Here is a 2688-nt window from a genome sequence, read left to right as displayed (position 1 = left end):
TTTTTGCAAATTTGTTGATTATGTCTTAATTCTAATAATTTATTATATGAAATATCAAGATAATTATTATGTATCTTATTATAATATAAATGACATTGAAATACAGATAAATCCCAGTTTATTATTGGAAATAATCTTTGACATAAACATGGTTTTCCGATTTCACTTTTTATAATTGGGATTATTTTTTCAAAATCCCATGCCAGACTATCCAGAACACTTTTGATTTTATGGTTTATTATATTATATTCAAGATAATAAAGCAGATTATAAGGATTTAAATATGCCCATGATGGGGATACTTTAAAGTTATATCTTTTTAGGTATTCTTTTATTTTTTCTAAATCATTTCTATTATCCCTGTATAAGTGAAATAAGAATGAGATTTGTGTTTTAGGTTTATAAATATTTATTAGCTTATATAAAAGTTCAATGTTATTTTTAAAGATAGCCCATGAAGCATTTCCATAATATTTCGGATAATTTTCTTCAAATCCGCTAACGGAAATTATTATCTGTGTTGGGTTGGCTTTAATTAATTTTTCTATTTTCTGTATATTGTAGATTAGTTTGTATAGATACAGGAACATATTTTTCTGATAAGATAATGATTTTATCAATTTCTGGATTTAATAAAGGTTCCCCCATAAAGAGAGTTGGACATTAAATAGATTTGGGATATCTGAAATTAATTTTGATAAAACCTTTTTATAGGTATTAAAACGCATAAAGCCTTTTTTTACTTTTAAATTACCTTGAGGGCAAAAATCGCAATTTAAATTGCAATTACCCGATATTTCAACCACTGCTTCAGGTCTCTGCAATTTTATATAGGGAATAAAATCATCATTTTTGGTTAGATTGTTATCTATACACACTTTTTCCATTTCATGTCTATGCTGTGCAGGGCAAGCATTAAAAAAGCCTTTTTTTCTGTACTTTTTTTATTATATCTTCAATAAAATATACTTTTGAATTATCGATTATTTTATTACTCATATTTTTATTACTTCTTAAAAAGCCAGCGGGCGCGGCCGGGGATTTTACTATTTTTATTAATGAATTAATGTCTAACCCTTATTTGTTTGTAATGGTTTAAACATAAATTAATCTCCTTTTACAGCGTATAATACTGTTTCACTGATATATCCTGTATAATTTCTTAAATATAATTGATAGTTTTTGTTTAATGATTTTATAAATAAAGGTATTTCCCATATATGTTCTGGAGAATGATAAACGCATATTGCAAGATCAGGATAATTTTCTTTGATGATTTTTTCCGCACCATGTAAGGCTTCTAATTCAGACCCTTCTATATCCATTTGTATAAGTGTTGGTTTATAATTTAATAAAGCATCATCGAGTTTTATTACCTGTATAGCGGTATTTCCATTTTCACTTATACGGCTATTTGTATTATCTCCTTCAGAGAAATAACGTATTTCATTTTTAGAATACACACCACATGGAAAGGTTATTATATATTCTGCTATATTTTCCTTATTAGCATGGAGATAATTAATTAAATTTGAATAATTATTCTTATCCGGTTCAAAACAGGCGATAGATTTCACCTTGCCAACTTTTTGATTTAATTGTTTTATAGTATCACCTGTATAAGCACCACAATTTACCAATCGGTTATAATTTAATTTTATATCGTGAGGGAAATATTGATTTTCAACAGTGTCATAGGGTAATTTTGTGGGATTTTATATATATGTGTTTTAAGGTATTTTATATATATTTCTTTACTCAAATCGTCTTCTAGATAGTCGAATACTTTTAATATTTTTTCTTTATTTTTTAGATAAAAATCAAAACCACTTTTTTCTATTTCATAGCTTGCAAAATGCAAATGATATTCATAAATATCATTTGCAAGAATTATATTATTTAATTTTAAATTTTTTAATGTATTGAATATATCCTTATAGTATTCTTCTTTTCCGACAGTAATAATAACTACATAATTATCTGGATTATCTATATATAATTCTTCTGGAATAATTACAGGAATATTATTGTATTCTTTTTTTGAAGGATTTATATCTATAATCCTATCAACTTTATATTTTTATATCTATTATAACGATAGTAAAAAGGTTATACATCCACTTCCACATCCATATAGAATTAATTTTTTATTTTTATGATTTCATGAAAAGCGTATTTCTTATTATTGGGTATATTTTCTTTTATAAAGAGTTTTTCTAGCTCTTTCTTATACATCATATCACCATTAATAAGATAATATATCTTCTGTTAAATATATTCTTGTTTTTCTATGCTTGTTATTCTGGATTTTTTCATCATCGTAAAAGGAATCATCCTATAATGTGTTGGAGATCTCTTCAATAACTGCTCCATTCTTACTATAAAAAGAATGTTTTTTATTTCTTTCTACGACAATAACATCTCCAGGTTTATACGTTTTTTCGTCATTATCTATTTTTATTGTGAAATCACCATATAAAACATTAAATGTTTCTTCTTTTTGTTTATGATGATGTGTAGGGTGTTTTTGACTGGCAATAATATTATTATCTTTTTGCAATATTCTCTATTAATATTTCAATTATGGTTGCTCCATATTCATTGAATTTATCTATACCATAGTGATGAGAAAGTTCGCATAAACTATTTTCAGGTATTACAACATTACTTTTTTCACAATGTCAAGTA

Annotated in this window: 3 protein-coding genes; all 3 read right to left on the bottom strand. The window is 25.4% G+C overall.

The window, feature by feature from the left end; translation table 11 throughout:
* Window positions 1-620, bottom strand: a 620-nt coding sequence (locus tag DJ007_RS14330; RefSeq protein ID WP_133308186.1) for a hypothetical protein, incomplete at its 3' end; no start/stop codon positions are given.
* A gap of 486 nt (window positions 621-1106) precedes the next feature.
* On the bottom strand, window positions 1107-1640 hold the full coding sequence (locus tag DJ007_RS14325) for an FkbM family methyltransferase (protein ID WP_165974084.1): 534 nt from the start codon (window positions 1638-1640) through the stop codon (window positions 1107-1109).
* A gap of 695 nt (window positions 1641-2335) precedes the next feature.
* Complete coding sequence (locus tag DJ007_RS14320; protein WP_165974215.1) at window positions 2336-2560, bottom strand: cupin domain-containing protein; 225 nt, start codon at window positions 2558-2560, stop codon at window positions 2336-2338.
* Window positions 2561-2688: the final 128 nt, after the last annotated feature.

This window comes from Marinitoga lauensis (assembly GCF_004135675.1).
Taxonomy (GTDB): domain Bacteria; phylum Thermotogota; class Thermotogae; order Petrotogales; family Petrotogaceae; genus Marinitoga; species Marinitoga lauensis.
The sequence above is the reverse complement of the archived record's forward strand: the minus strand, read 5'-3'. Positions and strand labels throughout refer to the sequence as shown.